Origin of the sequence: Leptospira alstonii serovar Sichuan str. 79601, from assembly GCF_000347175.1 — a bacterium.
GTDB lineage: Bacteria > Spirochaetota > Leptospiria > Leptospirales > Leptospiraceae > Leptospira > Leptospira alstonii.
In genome coordinates this window covers 25,633-39,934 of the sequence record NZ_ANIK01000113.1, presented here as the reverse complement: position 1 = coordinate 39,934, position 14,302 = coordinate 25,633, and the positions used below count along the sequence as shown (strand labels likewise).

Here is a 14,302-nt window from a genome sequence, read left to right as displayed (position 1 = left end):
AAGCAAGAATTCTATGAAGTGCCTTATAACGGGAGCGGCAGGGTTTGTAGGCGGATATCTGCTGAAGGAATTAAAACATTCCTATACCGATTTCTTAGGGATCGGAATTCAACCGGGCCCTGATAGAAAAGAAGATTCCGAACTTCCAAGATCGTATCGATCCGCCGTCTGCGATATCCGAAATCTAGATCAGGTTCGTTCCATCGTCCATGAATTTTCACCGGACGCGATCTTTCATCTTGCCGCACAACCTTTCGTTCCTAAAGCGGTGGAAGATCCGGGTGAGACATTGGAAATTAACGTACACGGAACGTTGAATCTATTGGAATCTTTACGTTCCCTAAAAAAGAAAGTTCGTTTCGTTTACGTTTCCTCTTCCGACATCTATGGAAACGTTCCGGAGTCTTGTCTTCCCGTTCAAGAGTCCGTCTCTCCTTCACCGCTCAATCCGTATTCTTCCTCAAAGTCCTGTGCGGAAATTTATTGCCTACAATATCATCGATGGATTCCCGAACTTGAAGTCGTGATTGCGAGGCCGTTCAATCATACGGGTCCTAAACAAAGTCTTAATTTTGTAATTCCTAATTTTTGTTCGCAGGTTTTGGAAGCTCTCAAACGTTCCGAATCCGAAAGAAAAATTTTAGTCGGAGATCTATCGTCTACGAGAGATTTTTTGGATGTGCGGGACGTTGCGCGTGCTTATCGAATTCTTGCTGAAAAGGGAAGACCTGGCGAAATCTACAATATCTGTTCCGGCAAGGAAGTCGTAATTCGAGACGTCTTGGATAAAATCATTTTGACTTCGGGTACGAAGATTCCTGTGGAAGTCGATCCTTCGCGTTTTCGTCCGGCGGAAATGAAACGTCTTTTCGGAGACAATGGCAAACTTCAAAAACTAGGATGGGAACCTAATTACGATTTATCGGATACGATTCGGGACGTTTATCAGTGGTATCGAATGATCTAAATCAAAAATTACATTAGAGTTGTTGAAAAATTAATTCTCCATTTGTTTCTGTTTCATTCAAATGGACGATTGAAGTAGTTTTGTTAATCGCGACTATTGAATTTTTCAACAACTCTATTATAAAATCCTAAAACGCAGAACCTTTCCAGGTTTTAACGCCGCTTCCTTCGATGGGAAACGGATCACCCAGATATTTCGGATTCGTCTTGAATAAATTCATATCGATCCAGGCTAGAGTTCTTGCAAAAAATTCCCTGAACCTGCTGAAAGGTCCGCTCGTATAAATTCTTCGATCCGATTCAAAGGCTTGAAATCCGAGACCGATCTTATTCGCAAGAAACGCGGCCCGGGGTTGATATACTCTCTGGCTGACAAAAATCAGATCTTTTATCCGAAAAATTTCTTTTGCACGAACCAATGTGTCTAACGTTCTAAAACCCGCATGATCGACGAATACGTCCTTTTCGTTCACTTTGTTTTTAAGGATGTAGAGCAACATCGGTTTTACTTCATTATAATAAATCGAACCGTTGTCTCCCGAGAGAAGAATCTTTTTCACCTTTCCCTGATGATACAATTCCAGAGCGCAGTCCAATCGATCCTTTAAAACTGCGGAAGGTTCGTTTTTATAAACGGAGGCTCCTGGAACGACCGCTACCATTGCGGGACGGGCGGATCTGTGATTTTGATACTTTTCGGTGCGGAGATATAATTCTTCAAAACTAAAATCGATCGCGATCGGCAAGGCTATAATGAGACAAAAAACGAAAAGTCCCCGGTTATATAGTTTGGATTTTTTGAGGAAATTTAGGTTAAACACGAAATCGCGAATCCGTCAAAATCAGGAAGGTTTTTTGATCGGCTTACAAGCCAAATTTCAACGGAGAAAGTTCTTTTTTTCTTTTCAACGGATCCAAGCCCGGAAAAAATTTCGAAACAGGAAACAAACTTTTGAACCAAGGGTCTTATCGATTGAGAAAAAACCTCATGAAACTCCTGAATGCATTTGTCAGAATTACTGTCGCCGGTTGTTTCGTTACACCGGCGGTCATTTTTTCCCAGGAATTGATGGGGCTTCGTTCCGGCATGGATTCCAATCCTCCTCCGGTTCGGCAGTTTGCGCCGATTCGTCAATTGAGAAGTTTCGGTCTCGTGTTCGGAAACGTGGACACGGTAAGAGAAAGATTCGCTCTTTCCGAAAAACAATTGGATGCGATTTCCAAAATCAATGAGAAACACAAACAGGAACATTTCAAATGGCTCCAAAAAATTTCTCCGATCGAAATAGAACTGGAAGGGCTTTTAATGGAGCCTAACGTTGATCTAACGAAAATCAGAAAACTCCTAGTCGAGATCGGAAAGTATACCGCAGAAATTCGGATCAATCAAATCTCACATCGTCTTGCTATAGAAAAAGTGCTTACTCAGGATCAAAAATCCAAAATCAAAGAACCTTCCGCTCGTCCGGAGCCCGGATTCCCCGTGAATCTTTTTTCTCCGGAGAGAATCATCCTTCCTATACAAGGAATTTTACACTGAGGTATCCATGGATCAGAAAGAATTTACCGAATTGATCGACTCGACCAAACATATCGTACTTTCGGCGATTAAGAAGAATTTATTCGAGGAATTTCACGATTCCATCGACGACGTAGTTCAGGAAACTTATTTCCGCGCATACAAAAGTCTTTCCGCAAACAAGTTTCGCGGAGATTCATCCATAAGCACTTGGCTTTATACGATCGCAAGAAACGAATCTTTGAGAATGAATCAAAAAAGATCGAGACAAACCGTGCTTGCCGGTAAGTTGAAAGAGAAAGTGATATTGGAAAATTCGATTCAGGAAAAAGAAGCGGCGTCTGCGAGTTTTACGGATTTTGAATTGAAAGATCTTTTAGCCATACTTCCCTGGAAATACAAATCGGTGTTGAGTCTTGTCGGAGAGGGTTATAAGGAACAACAGATTGCGGAAAAGCTGAGTATTCCCGAAGGGACCGTAAAGTCTCGAGCGTTTCGCGGAAAACAAATGCTAAAGAAAATCTTCGTAGAGAAGTCGTAGATAGGATCGAAGCAGCATGAAATCGAACGGATTCGAGAAAGAAATTTCGGACAGACTTTCGAGCAAGGTCTGGAGTTCTAAAATCTGCGACGCGGTTTACAAAAAACGTCGCTGGAGAATGATTCAGCTTGCGTTCATTACGTTCTTATTCGCGTTTTTTTCCACCTCTTTCGTATGGCTCGCTTTTTTCGAAAATCAGGGAGCGGGACTCGCTCGTAACGAACTTCATTCTTGGATTCAGGAACAGATTTACGGAGCGACTGTCGAAGCTGAATCTAACGTGCAGAATACGATTTATAAAGCGGAAGATCCGATGAAAAACGCTCCCGTTTCCTTGGACGTGGATACTTTGATCGAGACCTCTTTGGACCGAAGGTAACGACGGATATTAGACAATTCTAAATTTCCGACTAAAAACACGCCCGGTTTCCACTTGACCTATATTTCCCCCGGATAGACTCTTAATCTGGAGTCTATTTCGATGGAAAAGGAAATCCGCAAAAGATTGGATCGGGTTAAGGAGAAGGGTCATCAAAGACTGACCGTGCTTCTCATCCCTCACGGCTTCGATAAATCCTTTCATTTTCAAATTTCGGTTTTTACGATTTTCTTTTTGTTCAGTCTTTTGATTTCCATTTTGGGAATCGCCGTTTTCGGAATCGTAAAATACAATAATACAAGAAAACAAATCAACGCCTTGGCGCAAGTCTACGGAAAATACTTCGACGAATATATCGAATACTCGGAACAACTCGAAGGAGTTCAGGACGATTTTCTCGCGCTTACGGAAAACTTAGAGGAAATTTATTCTCTTATCGACGGACACGGAGACGAGATGTTGAAACTTCCGGATGAGTCCGATATCGAAACGATCGCGCTCGCGGAACTAAAAACGGAAGAATCGGCGGACAAGGATCTCATGTTGGGAAGAAGTTATCTTTCGGAAATCTACGGATATCGCACGACGCGGGTTTACATGGACAAACATCGACCCTTGATGGATAGCGTTTATGATTTTCTAAATCTCAGGTACGACGTGATGGATGCGATTCCTTTCGGAGAACCGTTGTATTCCTACAATCTCACCTCTTATTTTGGAACTAGGAGATCGCCTACGACCGGTTATATGGAATATCACGACGGGATCGATCTTGCAAACGTGCCGGGAACTCCGATCTATGCGACGGGTAACGGAAAAATTCATCGAGTCGTTTATTCGAACCGCGGTTACGGAAATCATATCGTAATTCAACACGCGAACGGCTACTTTTCCCTTTTCGGACATTGTACGAAAATTTTCGTGAAAGACGGACAACAAGTTCGTAAAGGAAATCTGATCGCAACGGTCGGTTCCTCGGGAAACGTCACCGGACCTCACTTACACTACGAAGTATGGATCGGGGAATCCAACCGAACCGATCCTATGGAATATCTCAAAATCCCCGTTTATTGATTTCATCGGAGTCGATATGCCAAAGAAAAAAGACGATTCTCGGAAGCTTCTTTCGGAGAAGGAGGCTAAGAAAGTAATAGCCGAACTTTCCGACGAAATCCGCCGTCATCAATATTTATATTATGTAAAAAATCGACCTAAGATATCGGATTTCGATTTTGATAAGTTGTTCCGACAACTTCAAGACTTAGAGGAAGAATTTCCGCAGTTCAAAGATCCGGCAAGTCCTACTTTGGTTGTCGGTTCGGATTTGGACAAGGACTTCGAAAAGTTTCAGCATAAACTCCCCGTATTATCTCTCATCAACACATACAACGAAGACGAACTGATGGATTGGGTCAATAAGACCGATCCGGACGGGTTGTATTCGGTGGAATGGAAAATAGACGGAGCGTCCATCGTATTATATTACGAAAATGGAATGCTTCGGAACGGAGTTACCCGAGGTTCCGGCGGGATCGGGGACGACGTCACCGATAACATTCGAACGATCCGCAATATTCCTCTTCGCCTTCCGGAACCGATTACGGTTTATCTTCGAGGCGAGGTTTTTATGACCTTCAAGGACTTCGAGGAATTCAACGCGCTTTCTTCCGGTAAATACGCGAATCCCAGAAACTTGTCCGCCGGTTCCATCAAACAAAAAAATTCTTCGGATACGGCAAAACGTCCTCTTCGAATTTTTACATACGACGCAACTTTTCCGGACGCCGTGAAAAAATTCAAAACGCACGAAGAGATTCTTTCCAAACTCGAAAAACTCACGTTTCCGGTTCCGCCTAACACAGTTTTTGTGGCCGGATCCAAGATCGCAAAGACGATCAAAGATTTTAAAAAGAAAAAAGATAACTTAGGATTTCCGACCGACGGACTTGTGATTAAACTCAACGACGTTTCCAAGCGGGACGCTCTGGGTTATACTTCTCATTCTCCCAGATGGGCGAGAGCGTATAAGTTCGACGCGGTGATGAAAGAAAGTAAAATCGTCGATATCACTTATGCCGTCGGTCGAACCGGAAAGATTACACCGAGAGCCGAAATCGAACCGGTGAGTCTTGCGGGTACGACGGTTACTTTTGCGACTCTTCACAATCAAGATTATATAGACGAACTCGGAGTCGGAATCGGTGCGATCGTGAGAGTCGCTAAACGCGGGGAAATCATTCCCGCTGTGGAAGAGGTCGTTACTCCGGGCAAAGACGTTTTTAAGATTCCGGATCGTTGTCCTTCTTGTGACACCAAAACGATCAAAAAAGAAACGTTAGTCGATCTGTTTTGTCCGAACCCGGATTGTCCCGATCGAGTGAAAAACGGAATTATCTTTTATTGTCAAAGAAAGCAGATGGATATCGAAGGACTCGGCGATAAACAAATCGAATTCTTATACGACCACGATTATATAAAATCCGTCGCCGATTTGTACGATCTAAAGGATCAAAAGGAAAAGCTGATGGAAGAGGAAGGTTTCGGAGAAAAAAGCGTAACCATTATTCTCAACGGAATCGAAGAATCCAAACAAAAGGATTTTCGTTTTTTGCTTCCTTCGATCGGACTTTCGGAACTCGGTCATAAAGTAACCGAATTGTTGATCGAACACGGAATCGATTCCATGGATGAAATTCTTTCCATCTCCAAGGATCCGAAAAGAATCGAGTCGCTTTTGGAAATTCCGGGTATCGGACCTTCTACGGTTCAGGCGTTTCAAGAGAATTTTGCCGATCCAAGAATCTTAAATCTCATAGAACGTCTTAAAAAGGCCGGACTTAAGTTGAAAGCAGATCCGGTAAAAGTCGCGGACCAACAGCCGTTTGCGGGACAATCTTGGTGTGTCACGGGCTCTTTTGAAAATTTTCAACCCAGGGATAAGGCCATGGACTTGATCGTCTATTTCGGAGGAAGAAAAGTGAGCGCCGTAAGTTCTAAAACCACTCATCTTTTGGCCGGACCGGGCGCCGGATCTAAATTAGAAAAAGCGAATGAACTCGGAATCGCGGTCTTCGATGAAAAACAATTCTTGGATTTGCTGAAATCTTTGAAAATCGATTTTAAGAATCCGATTTAGAACCCGTCCTTAAACCTCGTTTTCATTTCGATAAAACTTTATTTTGATTTAGAGCCCGTTCTAAAATTCTCCGGTTCTATTTTAGAAAGCGACTTTCCAAATTGAACGTATGTTTATTTCTTCGCTTCAAGTGGCGGATTCAAAAATAACTTGATGGGGTCAAGTTCCCTTTCTATTCTTTCTGCCGAAACCCGATTTTCAGAATCTATCTCAAAATAGGAGGTGTAGGACTCGTACAAAATTCGATAACAAAAAAATCGAAGATTTTTTAGAAATGAAACAGAGTATTATGGAATTCTAAAATGTAAAAGCGGAGTCGACAAGGTGTATGTTGTTTTTAAATCCATATTTAGAAAGCGAAGACCGGGATTTTTACAATACGGTCAAAGAGTTCGCAAAGGAAAAGGTTCTTCCTTCCGTGGAGCAAAGGGACGAAGATTGCGCTTGGGCTGACGAGCTCTGGAAGGAGATGGGTTCCATGGGATTATTAGGAATTCCTCTTCCCGAACAATATGGAGGACAAGGAGGTACTTGTTTTCAATGTTGTCTCGCGCAAGAGGCGTTTAACGCGGGTTCGCTGGACGCCGGTTTCGGACTTTCTTGGGGAGCACATATGATCATCGGAACTCTTCCGATTTTATTTCAAGGAACGGACGCGCAAAAAAATAAATATTTGCCGAAACTTGCATCCGGCGAATGGATCGCGGGTTTGGGTTTGACTGAACCGGATTCCGGTTCCGATGCGGCGGGAATGAGAACTTATGCCGAAAAAACTACGGGAGGTTTTGTTCTTAACGGAAGTAAAATGTTCATCACCAACGGACCGATCGGACAAGTGTTTATCGTAATGGCGAGAACCGTAAAGTCTCGAGGGCCGATGGGAATTTCAGCGTTTATCGTTGAGTCCGATAGGAAAGGTTTCAGCGTTTCCAAGGTTTTAAAAAAATTAGGCCACAACACTTCGACAACTGCGGAACTTTCATTCCAAGATATGTTCGTTCCCGATGAGAATTTGTTAGGTCCTTTACACTCCGGATTTTTAAGAATCGGTAAAGCGACTTTGGAATGGGAAAGAACCGTACTTCTTGCCGCATTGATGGGCGGAATGGAAAATACGTTGGAAAGTTGTATACGTTATACTTGGCAAAGACAACAGTTCGGCAAACCGATCCTTTCTTTTTTTGCAATGAAGGAGAAGATCGCGAGAACCTGGGTTTATCTCTGCGCTTCCAGAAGAGTCGTTTATTTTGTAGCTCGTAAAAAAGATTCCGAGCCGGACGTGAGTCTTCCCATGGAAAGTTCCATCGTAAAACTCTTCGCTTCGGAGGTAGGTGAAGAAGTCGCTTCCGACGCGGTGCAGATTCACGGGGGGATGGGTTACATGCGCGAGGTTCCCGTAAGTCGATTTTACAGGGACGTAAAGTTGGCGACAATCGGAGGAGGTACATCGGAGATTCAAAGAAGTATCATTTCCGCGAGTTACGGAGGTTACGATAAGTTTAAAAGTATCATCCAAAGCGCGGCCACGGAAGAAATGAGAAACCTTTCCGAACAAAAAACGGAAGGAACTCCGATCGGGACTTTGATACGTTGTTTGGATTCTTTAATTCGATCCGTGGGAGAAAATCCGGAAAGGAAAAAAAGCCAAGCTCTTGAATTCGGTTTTGCGGATCTTTTGACATTAACGACGATTTTAAAACTGAGCGTTTGGGATTTGACGAAAGACGACAATCACTACAAAACTTCCGATAAGGAAAAGGATCTTAATATTCTCGCGTATTATCTGACCGCACGATATATTAGAGGAATTGCATATTTAAAAGAACTGAATGAGGATGGAGTGAACGAACTTTTGCGTGCGTTCGGAAATCTAAACGCGCCCGAAAAAGAAATAGAAAGTTGTATCGAATTTTTGAAAGAAGGAATTTTGGGTAATGCGGCTTTCGGAGTATAAAGACTAAGAAAACGGACAACCAAAAAACGGACGGCTTTAGGAGAAAATACTTCATAATACACGAATTCGTGGAGAACGTTTGGGCGAATCCCTCGCCGATTTTTTCCGTAAGAAAAAACGGCGAGGGACCGCGCTTTATGCTACAATTCCTTCGGAATTTTCGCTTCAATCGCTTTCGCATCGATTATACCGAATTCACGCTAAATGATCGTATTCTATAAAAATTGCTTTTTTAGTTTCTCCGAAACCGGTTTTATCGACTCCGCCTTGATCCCTGCCACAACCCACTTGCCGTAGCGGAAAGTGACCGATCTTTTTTACGCCGAATGTTCGTTAAGAACTTGTGTTAAAAACTTAAAAATGCGGGAACTCCTGCGTTTTTTCTTTTCGGATTTTGGGACAGGCGCCGAATAAAACGATCGGAGAAATCGAGAATGTATCAAAAAGGGAAATCTTACGAAGAAATTGAAATCGGAGATAAGGCGAGTTTTACGAAAACGATCACCGAGACGGATATTTATCTTTTTGCGGGGATCAGCGGGGACTTCAATCCGCTGCACGTAGACGAAGAATATGCAAAAACCACGATATTCGGAACTAGAATTGCACACGGGGGACTTGCCGCTTCTCTTCTTGCGCCCGTTCTGGGAATGAAACTGCCGGGACTCGGAACCGTTGCTTTGGAAACCGTGACCAAGTTTCGTAAACCGGTTTATCCGGGTGACACCGTAACTTGTACGGTAGAGGTAAAAAATAAGATCCAAAGGACGAAGATGGTCGAAATGAAAATTTTTTGGACCAATCAAAAAGGGGAAACGATCGGAAAAGGAGAATGTAAGGTTCTTCCGCCCGGTTCGAATTCACGAACAAAAATAAAATCCATAAGGTAAATTTATGAGTCCTGTTTTGCTGGGTATAAGCGATTCCGTTGCGTCCGACTTTTCTGAAGAGTATAAAGAATGGTCCGGAGAAAGAAAAGTATTAGAACATTATAAAAAATCAATATCCGATCTGCTCGAATTTTTAGAGATGAAACCGGAAACTCTCAAGGATATTCTTACGGATTTTGTGAGCATAGAACCCGCGTCTTTGGGAAAATCCGGCTATGGACATAGCGTTAAGATCGCAAACGAACTGGGATTTGCCGGATTTCGTTCTCATCTCGTGGATTTGGGAGGAGCAAGTGTGACGGGTGCGCTCGGACAAGCGAGAATTATTCTCCAATCCGATCCGGAGGCGGTCGTATTGATAGCCGCCGCGGATATTCCCAAATCCGCATTCAGACAAGTTTCCGATATGAAACGTCTGAACGAAACCGTCTGTCATCCCGTGTACGAACTCAAATACGGAGCGACTTTGATCGCTATGTACGGACTTCTGATGAAAAGAATGATGTTTGAAAACGACATCACTCGGAAAGATTTGGAAACGATCACAAAAAAATTCAGATCCAACGCGATCTCCAATCCCAGGGCCAATGTTTACGGGCAAGAGATCACTGAAAAACAACTTACCAGAACGATCGCCGATCCTTATTCCGCACCGATGATTGCGATCGTTACCGATCATGGATTTGCGACTCTTCTTCTATCCGAAAAAAAAGCCAAGAAACTTCAATTACAAGGAAAGATTAAAAAAGAAATCGATCCCATGTATCTGATCGGAGCCGGTCACGCCGCACATGCGGAATATTTTATGTTCAAGGGAGACTTTGACACACCGGCGGGAAGAGCGGCCGATCTCGCTTTTGCATCCGCGGGAATTGAAAGTGAAGATATCGATTACGCTTGGATCTATGATTGTTTTACCGGAATGGTGATTCTCCAATCCTCGGAATACTTTGGAATTTCCAAAAAGGAAACGACGGAGAGTTTAAAAAACGGAAACTTAAAATTCAAAAACGGTAAAACGATTTCGATCAACGAAATGGGAGGAATTTTAAATTACCAAGCGGCCATGTCCGTTTCTGCGGCCACGGGATTGATCGATGTTGCCGCCCACTATGGATTGTATTCTAGAACAGTACCCGATATTCAAGTAACTCGTCCGGAAAAATCTTTGCTGGGAGGAAACGGAGGAGTGGATAGTATCAATTCGGTCGCGATTTTTTCATCCACACCTTCCAAACTAAAACCGAAAAAAATAAAGGCCCGGCGTTTGTTTTTAAATCAAAACGGTGCCAAGAATAACGAAGTCGGTACTCTTTATTCTTCAACGACGGTAAATATGAATCCCGGATCTTTTACAAAGGCGCCGTACACTTTGGCGCTTGTAAAAATGAAACCCGGAAGATACGTAATGGTAAACGTTTTCGATTCCAAAGGAGAACTATTAAAAACGGATCAAACGCTTCAACTCGATTCTTCAAAATTAAAAATCGCGAACGAAAACGGTTTTTTAAAAGGAATTTTATCTTAAGCTGAAAGAAATTTCCAAAATCATAAGTCAGACATTTTCCAAGGTTTCGCAAAATTCAGGATTGGGTCGATTTATGCATATCAAGGCTGAGAATATTCAAACGGGTCAGGTTCGAACCTTTAACGGTTCCGATCTGATTTTGGTTCCTGATTCTTCCAACGAAAAAGAAGGAACCATGTTTCTTCACGGAAGAAAGGTCGAAAACTGCCTCAATCTCAGAAAGTATTCCACCTTTTTCGTAGTTTCCGATTCCGTCTCTAAAACCGGATTTCCCGATTCGATTAAATTGCAGGAAGTCGGACCGGACGGATCCATTTTTGAAATCTCCCAAAGTAAAATCGATTGTTATCGAGTGATGGGAATATTTTTAGAATAAGAATCACTTTCTGCTGGATTCGAACCCGACCGATAATAGAATCCGTAATGTAGCATTCTTTTCCTAGGGGAATTCAATCATGGTCCAAAAAAAGAAGAAGACCAAAGCTCGGAAAACCACTCCTAAAAAAAATAAAAACTCCGTAAATTCTTCGGTTAATAAAAACGACATTCGGCTTTCGGACATGTTGGATCTTGCGGCGGAAGAATTTGTGAAAACGATCGAAATTATGTCTAAGTTGACTTCCGGTAACAGGATAAAACTCAAAAATTCTATCAAGGCAGCAGTTAAGAATATTTTGGAAGATTGATAAGAACGATCTTCTTTTCTAAGACCCGTTTTTTATTCAGTCAATTTTTTTCCAAAAAGTCGGAATTGTTTCGTGAAAACTTTGGAAAAAAATTTCCAAAATGATTCGATTTTTTATTAGAATCGTAGTCAATTGTAAGTATGGAAAACTTATTTCTGATCACACTATTATTCTTAATCCTATTCGAGCAGTATAAAACAAGGGTTTCCCGGGAAAGAATTCCGATTCGCGCTTTGAAACAGTACGTCCATCGTTAGTTCTCGAGTCCTTTTGAAGCCGGGAAAGACGTTAAGGCTCTTAAGCGTTCCCGGTTTCTTACTTTTTCACCTTCGCCTTTTTTAGAATCCTTACGTTCATTCCATTCTTTAGAGAGTTGAAACATTCTCATTCCGTTATAACCTTGTCTAAAGACCTATGTACAAAAAACCGATGACACCTACTCGAGCCGTCGAGACTTTCATTCTGAGCAAAAAAAAACAAGAACCCGTTTCCGAAGAAGTGATTTTAGTTTTGGATTCTTTTCAATCTTGGAACGAGATCGAACTTACCGGTCTTCTAAACGCTTCTTTTTATTTTCCGGATATTTTAAACGAAACTAGATCCGAACAATCGATTCGACCGCTTCTTGAAAAATTCAACCGAAGAATCGTAGATATTCCCATTCAATGACTCCTTTTGCAGAACCTAAAGTAATCTATCAAGAAGCGAATCCATACGGAACCTTTACAGCGTACTTAGAGGACGACGGAAGAACCGTTTATCTTTATCTTCAGGGAGAACAAAATCCCGAATTCGGAATCAAGTCCGTGTGGGTTTGTAATCGTGTGGAGGCGCCCGAAAAAAGAAGCGCGGAGGATCTTTCCAACGGATTAGCCCCGATTCTTCTTCGTTCCGAAGTAAACGAATCGAAACCGCATCCCGCTTTGGAAGAAAAAGAAATTTATTTTATCTGGACGGAAGAAGGGGACGGAGTCGCTCTTTTTTACAAAGAAGTTTTGATCGCGTTTCTTCCCCCATGGTCGGGTGTGAAAGGATTTCACGGATATTCGTTTCACACAAAAATAGAAGCCCTTACGGCGTACCCTCTGGGCAATTCGGAGTTCGGGATCATTCCGGATCGTGTGCGTGCGTCTCGAGATTTTTGGGAGGCTCGTTCTAAAACGGGAGGATGGAAGGAAATTCAGGAAAAACGACTTCTCTTTTTGGAATCTATATTCGGAAAACATGATAAATATTGGTCCGCAGACGGAGGAAAATACCCGCAACTAGGAATCGCACGATTTAGATCGAAGAAGTTCCCTGAAGTTCTAATCTATTCTACGATCGGAATGAGCGCGCAAAACATGCCCACGGTGGAACTCTTTCATAAAGATTATGGGGACTATGCAAGAATCGAACTGATTCTTGCCGTTAAAATCGGTTCCGAAGGATTGGAAAGGTCGGAATCCTGGGTTCCGCATTTAATCGGGGAATTGATTCGTTTTCCTTGGAATATGGCGAAGTGGTTCGGTGACGGGCATACGATCACTATGTCCAGAAAAGATCCGGAAGCTCTTTATTTGAATTTTACCTCCATTCTCTTTCGGGATATCGAAAGTTTTACTTCTGCGCCGGACCTTTCGGAACTCGTCTCCGAAAACGGAAAGAAGGTTCGATTTTTAACCTTATTACCGTTATCGGAAGAAGAAAAAGAATACGCGCAGAAAGACGGAATTCAATCTTTCAATCGGATATGGAACGAAAAAGGATTTCCTTGGTATCACGACGCGGAAAGACAAAGTCTCATATAAAATTTTATAGAAAATGACTCTTTTAGAAGACATTACTCACTCCATCAGACGTTGCAGGGATCACTTCATGTTTTTATCGGTTTTGATTTGTGCGGTTTCAGTGTGGATTACGCTTCCTCCCTCTCTTTTATCGGAAAGTACGGAGGGCGCGCAAGTGCGGGAAAAGATCTGGCAAGAAATTTATAATCAAGATTTTCATTCTTCCAAGAAGTTGGTTCAACTTGAACTTGTTAAGAGTGGTAAAAATGAGACGATTCCCCTTTTATCGTTGTTGGAAATTTCTTTGAACGGACTTCAGAGATATAAACAAGCGAAGGATGTCCGTTTAAAAATTCTATCGATTTGGGAAAGTAAACATAAGAAGTCTTTCTTAGAGGAAAATTATCCGATCAATCTTGCTACTTGGACGAGAATGGTGATCGTAAAGCCGGATTCATTGCTTGTCGGTGCGGAATATTTTATGCCTTATCCGATCAATACAAACAAAGAAGGATTCTATTATCATAAATTTACTTTATACAATCGTTTCTCAAAGAATCCTACTCGCTTCTTCAAATTAGAAAAATCATCCGCAACCAATCAAGAATATCGTCTTTATGAGATCAATGTGGACGGAGAGTCCAAACAAATCAAGGGTTACGGAGATATTTTGCCCGAGATGAAGGATGAAATGAGTTTTCTCGGCGAATTTTTAGGTATTTAAGTCGATTGACGTTTGATTGAGCGATCTTAAACGTTTGAAAGAGTGTCTTTAAAAGAAAAAACCCGCTTGGTAAAGCGGGTTTTAAAATTTCATCCCTTCTTAGAATGAAAATGTGTTGCTAGATTTACTTATTTCTTCTTCGCAACTTTCTTTTTAGCTGCTTTTTTCTTTGCAACTTTTTTCTTAGCTGCCTTCTTTGCTGCTTTCTTT

At 42.1% G+C, this 14,302-nt stretch carries 16 protein-coding genes; 14 read left to right on the top strand and 2 right to left on the bottom strand.

The window, feature by feature from the left end:
- Positions 1-13: 13 nt before the first annotated feature.
- Positions 14-967 (top strand): GDP-mannose 4,6-dehydratase, encoded by a 954-nt coding sequence (locus LEP1GSC194_RS18670; RefSeq protein ID WP_020775061.1) that lies wholly within the window; start codon positions 14-16, stop codon positions 965-967.
- Positions 968-1,094: 127 nt separating this feature from the next.
- On the opposite strand, the gene LEP1GSC194_RS18665 is transcribed toward LEP1GSC194_RS18670, so the two are convergent.
- Complete coding sequence (locus LEP1GSC194_RS18665; RefSeq protein ID WP_020775041.1) at positions 1,095-1,787, bottom strand: SanA/YdcF family protein; 693 nt, start codon at positions 1,785-1,787, stop codon at positions 1,095-1,097.
- A 167-nt stretch (positions 1,788-1,954) separates the two neighbouring features.
- On the opposite strand from LEP1GSC194_RS18665, the gene LEP1GSC194_RS18660 reads away from it, so the two are divergent.
- The 10 genes from LEP1GSC194_RS18660 to LEP1GSC194_RS18615 all read left to right on the top strand — a co-directional run bounded on the left by LEP1GSC194_RS18660 (position 1,955) and on the right by LEP1GSC194_RS18615 (position 11,599).
- Positions 1,955-2,506: a Spy/CpxP family protein refolding chaperone gene (locus LEP1GSC194_RS18660; protein WP_020775045.1), complete on the top strand. Its 552-nt coding sequence runs from the start codon at positions 1,955-1,957 to the stop codon at positions 2,504-2,506.
- A 7-nt stretch (positions 2,507-2,513) separates the two neighbouring features.
- Positions 2,514-3,026 carry an RNA polymerase sigma factor gene (locus LEP1GSC194_RS18655; RefSeq protein WP_020775057.1) on the top strand — a complete coding sequence of 171 codons (513 nt, stop codon included), beginning with the start codon at positions 2,514-2,516 and terminating at the stop codon, positions 3,024-3,026.
- Between the two features lie 16 nt (positions 3,027-3,042).
- Positions 3,043-3,405, top strand: a complete 363-nt coding sequence (locus LEP1GSC194_RS18650; RefSeq protein ID WP_020775047.1) for a hypothetical protein — start codon at positions 3,043-3,045, stop codon at positions 3,403-3,405.
- Positions 3,406-3,507: 102 nt separating this feature from the next.
- Positions 3,508-4,479, top strand: a complete 972-nt coding sequence (locus tag LEP1GSC194_RS18645; RefSeq protein WP_020775071.1) for a M23 family metallopeptidase — start codon at positions 3,508-3,510, stop codon at positions 4,477-4,479.
- 16 nt (positions 4,480-4,495) lie between these two features.
- The gene (gene ligA / locus LEP1GSC194_RS18640) at positions 4,496-6,541 is read left to right on the top strand and encodes an NAD-dependent DNA ligase LigA (protein ID WP_020775027.1); all 2,046 of its coding nucleotides are present in this window, start codon (positions 4,496-4,498) and stop codon (positions 6,539-6,541) included.
- A 328-nt stretch (positions 6,542-6,869) separates the two neighbouring features.
- A complete protein-coding gene (locus LEP1GSC194_RS18635; protein WP_020775031.1) occupies positions 6,870-8,495 on the top strand; it encodes an acyl-CoA dehydrogenase family protein in 1,626 nt (541 codons plus the stop codon).
- 434 nt (positions 8,496-8,929) lie between these two features.
- The gene (locus tag LEP1GSC194_RS18630) at positions 8,930-9,385 is read left to right on the top strand and encodes a MaoC family dehydratase (protein WP_017809359.1); all 456 of its coding nucleotides are present in this window, start codon (positions 8,930-8,932) and stop codon (positions 9,383-9,385) included.
- A gap of 4 nt (positions 9,386-9,389) precedes the next feature.
- Positions 9,390-10,913, top strand: coding sequence for a thiolase C-terminal domain-containing protein (locus LEP1GSC194_RS18625; RefSeq protein ID WP_020775053.1), 1,524 nt, complete (start codon positions 9,390-9,392; stop codon positions 10,911-10,913).
- Between the two features lie 19 nt (positions 10,914-10,932).
- Positions 10,933-11,289, top strand: coding sequence for a hypothetical protein (locus tag LEP1GSC194_RS18620; RefSeq protein WP_173644592.1), 357 nt, complete (start codon positions 10,933-10,935; stop codon positions 11,287-11,289).
- Positions 11,290-11,368: 79 nt separating this feature from the next.
- Complete coding sequence (locus LEP1GSC194_RS18615) at positions 11,369-11,599, top strand: hypothetical protein (RefSeq protein ID WP_017809357.1); 231 nt, start codon at positions 11,369-11,371, stop codon at positions 11,597-11,599.
- Between the two features lie 253 nt (positions 11,600-11,852).
- Here the strand turns inward: LEP1GSC194_RS18615 and LEP1GSC194_RS23385 are convergent, their stop codons facing one another.
- A complete protein-coding gene (locus tag LEP1GSC194_RS23385) occupies positions 11,853-11,981 on the bottom strand; it encodes a hypothetical protein (RefSeq protein WP_017809355.1) in 129 nt (42 codons plus the stop codon).
- 32 nt (positions 11,982-12,013) lie between these two features.
- Here LEP1GSC194_RS23385 and LEP1GSC194_RS18610 point away from each other — a divergent pair, with 32 nt between their 5' ends.
- From LEP1GSC194_RS18610 to LEP1GSC194_RS18600, 3 genes are read left to right on the top strand one after another with little or no spacing between them, the layout of a single operon-like run.
- Entirely contained in the window at positions 12,014-12,268 is a 255-nt protein-coding gene (locus LEP1GSC194_RS18610; protein WP_020775048.1) for a hypothetical protein, read from the top strand.
- On the top strand, positions 12,265-13,389 hold the full coding sequence (locus LEP1GSC194_RS18605; protein WP_020775023.1) for a suppressor of fused domain protein: 1,125 nt from the start codon (positions 12,265-12,267) through the stop codon (positions 13,387-13,389). The genes LEP1GSC194_RS18610 and LEP1GSC194_RS18605 overlap by 4 nt, the downstream gene beginning before the upstream one ends.
- 13 nt (positions 13,390-13,402) lie before the next feature.
- Positions 13,403-14,092: a hypothetical protein gene (locus LEP1GSC194_RS18600; RefSeq protein ID WP_036043765.1), complete on the top strand. Its 690-nt coding sequence runs from the start codon at positions 13,403-13,405 to the stop codon at positions 14,090-14,092.
- Positions 14,093-14,302: the final 210 nt, after the last annotated feature.

What these genes read in the sequence shown, in the direction of transcription:
- ligA (WP_020775027.1), top strand. Translation starts at nt 4,496, where the DNA reads ATGCCAAAGAAAAAAGACGATTCTCGGAAGCTTCTTTCGGAGAAGGAG.
- LEP1GSC194_RS18630 (WP_017809359.1), top strand. Translation starts at nt 8,930, where the DNA reads ATGTATCAAAAAGGGAAATCTTACGAAGAAATTGAAATCGGAGATAAG.
- LEP1GSC194_RS18610 (WP_020775048.1), top strand. Translation starts at nt 12,014, where the DNA reads ATGTACAAAAAACCGATGACACCTACTCGAGCCGTCGAGACTTTCATT.
- LEP1GSC194_RS18655 (WP_020775057.1), top strand. Translation starts at nt 2,514, where the DNA reads ATGGATCAGAAAGAATTTACCGAATTGATCGACTCGACCAAACATATC.
- LEP1GSC194_RS18600 (WP_036043765.1), top strand. Translation starts at nt 13,403, where the DNA reads ATGACTCTTTTAGAAGACATTACTCACTCCATCAGACGTTGCAGGGAT.
- LEP1GSC194_RS23385 (WP_017809355.1), bottom strand. Translation starts at nt 11,981, where the DNA reads ATGTTTCAACTCTCTAAAGAATGGAATGAACGTAAGGATTCTAAAAAA.
- LEP1GSC194_RS18670 (WP_020775061.1), top strand. Translation starts at nt 14, where the DNA reads ATGAAGTGCCTTATAACGGGAGCGGCAGGGTTTGTAGGCGGATATCTG.
- LEP1GSC194_RS18615 (WP_017809357.1), top strand. Translation starts at nt 11,369, where the DNA reads ATGGTCCAAAAAAAGAAGAAGACCAAAGCTCGGAAAACCACTCCTAAA.
- LEP1GSC194_RS18625 (WP_020775053.1), top strand. Translation starts at nt 9,390, where the DNA reads ATGAGTCCTGTTTTGCTGGGTATAAGCGATTCCGTTGCGTCCGACTTT.
- LEP1GSC194_RS18635 (WP_020775031.1), top strand. Translation starts at nt 6,870, where the DNA reads ATGTTGTTTTTAAATCCATATTTAGAAAGCGAAGACCGGGATTTTTAC.
- LEP1GSC194_RS18650 (WP_020775047.1), top strand. Translation starts at nt 3,043, where the DNA reads ATGAAATCGAACGGATTCGAGAAAGAAATTTCGGACAGACTTTCGAGC.
- LEP1GSC194_RS18645 (WP_020775071.1), top strand. Translation starts at nt 3,508, where the DNA reads ATGGAAAAGGAAATCCGCAAAAGATTGGATCGGGTTAAGGAGAAGGGT.
- LEP1GSC194_RS18605 (WP_020775023.1), top strand. Translation starts at nt 12,265, where the DNA reads ATGACTCCTTTTGCAGAACCTAAAGTAATCTATCAAGAAGCGAATCCA.
- LEP1GSC194_RS18660 (WP_020775045.1), top strand. Translation starts at nt 1,955, where the DNA reads ATGAAACTCCTGAATGCATTTGTCAGAATTACTGTCGCCGGTTGTTTC.